The organism is Caballeronia sp. M23-90 (assembly GCF_053574605.1).
Map to the genome: position 1 here is coordinate 1 of NZ_JBSIPA010000388.1, position 6,262 is coordinate 6,262.

6 protein-coding genes and 1 pseudogene are annotated in these 6,262 nt (G+C 60.9%); all 7 read right to left on the bottom strand.

Features of this window, described 5'->3' with window-relative positions:
* The coding region (locus tag ACRXB1_RS27695; protein ID WP_449493843.1) for a beta-ketoacyl synthase N-terminal-like domain-containing protein at nucleotides 1–597 on the bottom strand (597 nt) is incomplete at its 3' end.
* A gap of 156 nt (nucleotides 598–753) precedes the next feature.
* Nucleotides 754–993: an acyl carrier protein gene (gene acpP, locus ACRXB1_RS27700; protein WP_004197638.1), complete on the bottom strand. Its 240-nt coding sequence runs from the start codon at nucleotides 991–993 to the stop codon at nucleotides 754–756.
* Nucleotides 994–1,227: 234 nt separating this feature from the next.
* Nucleotides 1,228–1,968 (bottom strand): 3-oxoacyl-ACP reductase FabG, encoded by a 741-nt coding sequence (gene fabG, locus ACRXB1_RS27705; RefSeq protein ID WP_449493844.1) that lies wholly within the window; start codon nucleotides 1,966–1,968, stop codon nucleotides 1,228–1,230.
* 440 nt (nucleotides 1,969–2,408) lie between these two features.
* Nucleotides 2,409–3,176, bottom strand: a pseudogene (locus ACRXB1_RS27710) (xanthine dehydrogenase family protein molybdopterin-binding subunit); the annotation flags it as partial.
* Nucleotides 3,173–4,162 carry an FAD binding domain-containing protein gene (locus tag ACRXB1_RS27715; RefSeq protein WP_062003307.1) on the bottom strand — a complete coding sequence of 330 codons (990 nt, stop codon included), beginning with the start codon at nucleotides 4,160–4,162 and terminating at the stop codon, nucleotides 3,173–3,175. The gene ACRXB1_RS27715 and the pseudogene ACRXB1_RS27710, both read right to left, overlap by 4 nt.
* A gap of 9 nt (nucleotides 4,163–4,171) precedes the next feature.
* Nucleotides 4,172–4,870, bottom strand: a complete 699-nt coding sequence (locus ACRXB1_RS27720) for a 2Fe-2S iron-sulfur cluster-binding protein (RefSeq protein ID WP_449493845.1) — start codon at nucleotides 4,868–4,870, stop codon at nucleotides 4,172–4,174.
* Between the two features lie 309 nt (nucleotides 4,871–5,179).
* Nucleotides 5,180–5,977, bottom strand: a complete 798-nt coding sequence (locus ACRXB1_RS27725; protein WP_174364715.1) for a transporter substrate-binding domain-containing protein — start codon at nucleotides 5,975–5,977, stop codon at nucleotides 5,180–5,182.
* Nucleotides 5,978–6,262 lie beyond the last annotated feature (285 nt).

The window sequence follows — 6,262 nt, forward strand, 5'->3', positions numbered from 1 at the left end:
TCCCAGCGGCGAAACGGTCGCCTCGGAGCCGCCGCAGATCATCACGTCGGCGTCGCCGTACTCGATCAGGCGCGAGCCTTCCCCGATACAGTGCAACCCCGTGGTACAGGCGGTCACGATCGCGAGATTCGGCCCTTTCAGACCAAAACGGATGGAAAGATGCCCGGAGATCATGTTGATAATCGAAGCCGGCACGAAAAACGGCGAAACGCGACGCGGGCCGCGGTTCAGCAACTCTGTTTGCGTGGCTTCGATCATCGGCAAGCCGCCGATTCCCGAGCCCACCACAACACCTACGCGCTCAGAGTTTTCATCGGTGATCTCAAGCCCGCTGTCCTGCATGGCCTGAACCCCGGCTGCAATGCCGTAATGGATAAAGGTATCCATGTGGCGCGCTTCCTTGGCCGGCATGTAGTCTTCGACATTGAAGCCTTTGACTTCACCGGCAAAGCGCGTGGAGAAGTTCGTTGCGTCGAACTTCGTGATCTCGCCAATGCCTGACTTGCCGGCGACCAGATTGGCCCAGCCGTCGGCAACGGTATTGCCGACAGGCGATATCAGCCCAAGGCCTGTAACAACAACACGACGACGGCTCACGGTGACCCCTTATCCATAGATGACAAAAAGCAAAAAGCCACAAGATTCACAGGAAATGTCCTGTGAGCCCTGTGGCTGTTAAATCGGTTCGAAGCGCGGTTCGAAGCGCAACAGAGCGTCAACCCCGAATATCGTAGCAGCGGCTGCGCGTGGCGCTTAAGCCTTGACGTTCGCGCGAGCGTAATCGATCGCTTGCTGAACCGTCGTGATCTTTTCTGCTTCTTCGTCCGGAATTTCCATGCCGAATTCGTCTTCGAGAGCCATCACGAGTTCGACGGTGTCGAGCGAGTCAGCGCCCAGATCGTTGACGAACGAAGCTTCGTTCTTGATTTCGGCTTCGGCGACGCCCAGTTGTTCGGCGACGATCTTCTTCACGCGCTGTTCGATATTGTCCATGCAGCCCTCCGAGGGAAATGTAGTTCAAAAACACAAGTGCGCGCATTTTATCAGGTTTGCACCCGTAATAACCCACGCACGAATCAGGTTTGCTTCACGCGTGACGGGCTTCTGAAACACGTCACACACTTTCGACGACACCTACTAATCACAGCGCATTTCGCGTCCCGCGCAGCGTGCTTTCAATTAGCATTTTGCGCACCCGCCAAGGCGCGGATATTAACCAAATGCCTGTCACATGTACATGCCGCCGTTCACATGCAGCGTCGTTCCCGTAATGTAGCCTGCGTGCGAAGAGGCCAGGAAAGCCACAGCATGAGCGATATCCTCGGGGCTGCCCAGTCGGCCAAGTGGTATCTGTGCTGTGAGCGCCGTGCGCTGCGCTTCGGGCAAGACCTTGGTCATGTCGGTATCGATGAAACCCGGCGCAATGCAGTTCACCGTGATCCCGCGGCTGCCGATTTCGCGCGCCAACGCGCGCGTCATGCCTGCCACGCCGGCCTTCGCGGCGGCGTAATTCGCCTGACCCGGATTGCCCGACGACGCCACCACCGACGTGATGTTGATGATTCGTCCGCCGCGCGCTTTCATCATCGGGCGCAGGACCGCGCGCGACAGGCGGAAAACGGCGCGCAGGTTCGTGTCGATAACGGCATCGAACTCTTCGTCTTTCATGCGCATCGCCAGTTGATCTTTCGTGATCCCGGCGTTGTTCACCAGCACATTCAGGCCGCCGAATTCCTTCACCACGCCATCGATGAACGCCTCGCTCGCCGCAGCGTCAGTCACGTTGAGCACCGCGCCGCGGCCCTGCACGCCGGCTTCTTTCAGCGCTGCGGAGATTGCATCGGCGCCGCTTTCGCTCGTCGCCGTGCCAATCACCGTCGCGCCCTGACGCGCGAGTTCGAGCGCGATCGAACGGCCGATCCCGCGCGATGCGCCCGTTACAACCACAATCTGCTTGTCCAGAATCATGTTTTATCCGTTCCTTGTCGTGTTCAGCCGGCGAGCAGCTTGCGCGCTTCGTCGAGCGAAGCGGGATCGAAAATGGATGCGCCGACCAGCGTGCCGTCAATACGCTTCGTCAAGCCATTCAGCACCTTGCCCGGGCCACATTCGATCACGTGCGTGACGCCTTCATGTGCAATCTTTTGCACGCTTTCGACCCAGCGCACGGGACCCGCAGCCTGGCGCACGAGCGCGTCCTTGATGTAGGCAGGCTCGGAAACAATGGCGACATCGATGTTATTGATCAGCGGAATGTGCGGCACGCCGATCTCGACGCCCGCCAGATATTCGCGCAACTGATCCGACGCGGGCTTCAGCAGCGACGAGTGGAACGGCGCCGAAACCGGCAGCGGCAACGCGCGCTTCGCGCCCTTTGCTTTTGCCAGTTCGCAGGCCCTGTCGACACCGGCTTTCGCGCCTGCGATCACCACTTGCGACCACGCCGATCCCTTGCAGCCGAATCCGCCGCCGACGAACGGGCAGATCACGCGCACGTCGTCCTCGCTGATGCCCAGTGTCTTCGCGACCGCGCTGCGCGCGCCGGATACGCCCTGGGTTGCATCGTAGAGCGTGAGCTTGGGGCCGTCCCAGCGCGCCAGCGTGGCGTGCGGTTCCATCGGATTGTGGTGCTCGTTCGGCGTGGTGTAGACCACGTCGAGCCGTGTCGGACCCTGGCGCAGGCCGGCGGCAACGTCGCCGCGTTGTGTATCGATCGGCCGTCCCATCATTTTTTCCGGCCTGTATGCCGAGCCCTTCGCGCGTTGATAATCCGCGTTGGGCGTGGCGGCCGCGTACTTGATCGATGCCTGCAGCTTGCGCGCGCCATCGGTTGCACGTTCAAGCGTATCGGCCACTACGACCGCAACGGGCTCGTTGCTGTAGCGCACTTCATCGGTTTGCAGCAGGGTCAACCGGCGTACGGCCGGCGGCGATGCATCCGGCTTGCCGCCATTGGGCAGGCGCATCGCGGTTTCATGCGTCATCACGAGCAGCACGCCGGGCATGGATTGCACGCGTGCGGTGTCCATCGACAGCACCCGTCCACGCGCAATCGTGCTCGTTACCAGCACTGCATGCGCGAGCTTGGCTTCGGGGTTGTCGGCGGAATAACGCGCCTGGCCGGTGACCTTCAGAAGGCCGTCGGTGCGATCGAGCGGTTGTCCGAGAACACTCATGCGACACCTCCAGCGGTTGAAACGGCGCGAACGATCGCGCGCTGAGCCAGCTCGATCTTGAAGCCGTTCTCGCGATAACCCTTCGCGTCGCGCACGGCGAGCGCGGCGGCGCGTTGCAACGTGTCGTGCGACAAGGTCTTGCCGACGAGCATCTGCTCCGTCGTCATCGCCCGCCATGGTTTATGCGCGACGCCGCCCAACGCGATGCGCGCCGTCTTCACGGTGTCGCCATCCATCTGCAAGGCGGCCGCGACCGAGACGAGCGCGAACGCATAACTCGCGCGGTCGCGCACCTTCAGGTAATGCGAATGCTCGGCGAACAAGGGTGGCGGCAAGTCAACCGATGTGATCAGTTCGCCCGGCTTCAGCGTGGTATCGACTTCCGGATGATCACCCGGCAAACGATGAAACTCCGCAAACGGAATCGCACGTTCACCTTGCGGACCGTTCACGCGCACGACGGCGTCGAGCGCGGCGAGCGCCACGTTCATGTCGGAGGGGTTCGTCGCGATGCACTGATCGCTCGCGCCAAGGATCGCGTGAATGCGATTGTTGCCTTCCAGGGCTGCGCAACCGCTGCCTGGCGTGCGTTTATTGCACTGCTGGAAACCGGTGTCGTAGAAGTAATAACAGCGCGTGCGTTGCATCAGGTTGCCGCCGACGGTTGCCATGTTGCGCAATTGCGCCGATGCACCCGCAAGAAACGCCTGCGACAAAAGCGGATATCGCTCGCGAATCCACGCATGGTTCGCGGCGTCGCTATTGCGAACCAGCGCGCCGATACGCAAACCGCCATCGGGAAGCGGCGTCACGGCGCCGAGTCCGTCGATATGCGTGATATCGACGAGCTTCGACGGCCTTGCGACGCCGCCTTTCATGAGGTCCAGCAGATTCGTCCCGCCGCCGATAAACGCAACGCCCGGCTGTTGTGCAGCCTTGATTGCCGCGCTGACATCGGCTGCGCGTTCGTAGGAAATGGCATCCATGTCGCGCTCCTAGGCCTTGTTGATCGCAACGACGGTTCTGACCGCCGAGACAATATTTGGATACGCGCCACATCGACAGATATTGCCGCTCATGCGTTCGCGGATTTCATCGTCGGAGAGGTGGGCCGGGCGGAAGCGGACATCGGCGGTGGCGGCACTGGCATCGCCGGCGCGGAATTCATCAAGCAAGGCCGTGGCCGAACACAGTTGCCCGGGCGTACAGAAACCGCACTGAAAGGCATCGTGTTCGATGAAAGCCGCCTGTATGGGGCTCAGCGTCTGCGCGGTTGCAAGACCTTCGACAGTCGTGATCGATTCGCCTTCGTGCATGACGGCGAGCGTCAGGCAGGAGTTGATGCGCCGGCCGTTTGCGATCACCGTGCACGCGCCGCATTGTCCGCGGTCGCAGCCTTTCTTGGTTCCCGTGAGGCTCGCGTATTCGCGCAGCGCGTCGAGCAGCGTGGTGCGCGCTTCGAGTTGCATTTCGTAAGGATGACCATTGATTGTCAGCTTCACGGGCATCAGAGGCGCGGCGGCGCTCGGATTAGTCGATGGCGTGGGCGCTTCGGCGCCTACCGGTTGTTGCTGGGCGTGCGCCAGGGGAGCGGTTGAGACTGCTGCGGCGGCTGCAGCGGATTGCAGGAAACGGCGTCGTGAGGGTTTGGCTATGTCGGGGGATGAGGTCGTGCTATCGGTCGTGTGGGGCATGGCGATGTGAAAGCTCCTCGCTGAGTCGGTCGGCGTTGGCTCGACGCACTCAAATGTCGCGATGCGTCTGGCTAACAGCGGTGCTGTCCGCAATCGCCCTGCGGATGTTGAAAAGGCGAATGGAGACAAAGGCCATGAGCAAGTCCGGTGCCATCGATCCGGCACGCCTGCACGTGGGGCGGGGATCGCGTGATTGCAGGTAAGGGCTACATTCAACGGTAAAAGCGGCGGCTGATCACCAAACGCAAACTGCCGCCCAAAGGGCGGCAGTATTACAAGAGGCCGTTACGTCAGTACCCCTGAGCCGGCTTACAAATCGCTCGGATACGGCGCCTTAAGCCACTTCGTCGACAGCTTGTTCAGTGTGCCGTCGTTCTTGGCCTTCAACACGGCTGTATCGACTTCCTTCAGCAAGCGCGTCTCGCCCTTGTTCACCGCCACATGATCCGGCGAGCTGAAAAGCTGGAACTTCTGTTCCGGCGCGATCGGCGGGTTACGCGCGATGATCGTTGCACCCACGTCGTTGCCGACCACCATCAACTGTACCTGGCCCGACAAAAACGCCGAGATTGCACCGTTGGGGTCATCGAAACGCTTGATGGTCGCATCCGGCGGCGCGACCTTCGTCACGCTCAGGTCTTCCAGCGTGCCGCGTGCAACCGAAATCGTCTTGCCGGCCAGATCCTTCTCGCTTTTCACGGGCAATGACTTGGGTCCAAACACCGCCAGGTAATACGGCGCATACGGTCGCGAAAAATCCAGCACCTTGTCGCGCTCGGGCGTCTGCCCCACGCTCAGCAGCACGTCGGCTTTGCCCGTCGCAATGTACGCCATGCGGTTTTCGCCGGTGATGGGCACGAGTTCGACCTTGACCTTCATCGCTTTCGCCAGGTAATCGGCCATCTCGATGTCATACCCCTGCGGCTTCATATCCGGACCGATAGAGCCGAACGGCGGGTAATCCATGAACACGCCGACCCGGACGACGCCGCTTTTCTGCACGGTATCGAGGGCATCGGCATGGGCGAACGAGGCCCCGGCGATCGGCGCGGCGAAAGCAGCGGCCACGAAAATGCGCCGGGCAAGGCGGGAAAGACGAAGGGTCATGATGGTGGCCTTGAGCAGAGGTCGAGAAAACAAATGGTTCGCGGATCGAATGAACGCCCGCATGAACGGACTGTAGGCAGGCCAAAATCCCGTAACAATCGAAATCTGCTCATGCCAGCCATGACGGCCAGGCATGGCTCGCACTTATTTGACGAGCGCTAGTGTTCTGTCCCAGAAATAACTTTACATAAATATTTGTTGTTCTACGATAAAGCCATGACCGACAGGGAGGCGATCATGGGACGCAAGGGAATCGAGATTTCGGTGTCGACGCTGGAGCGGGAG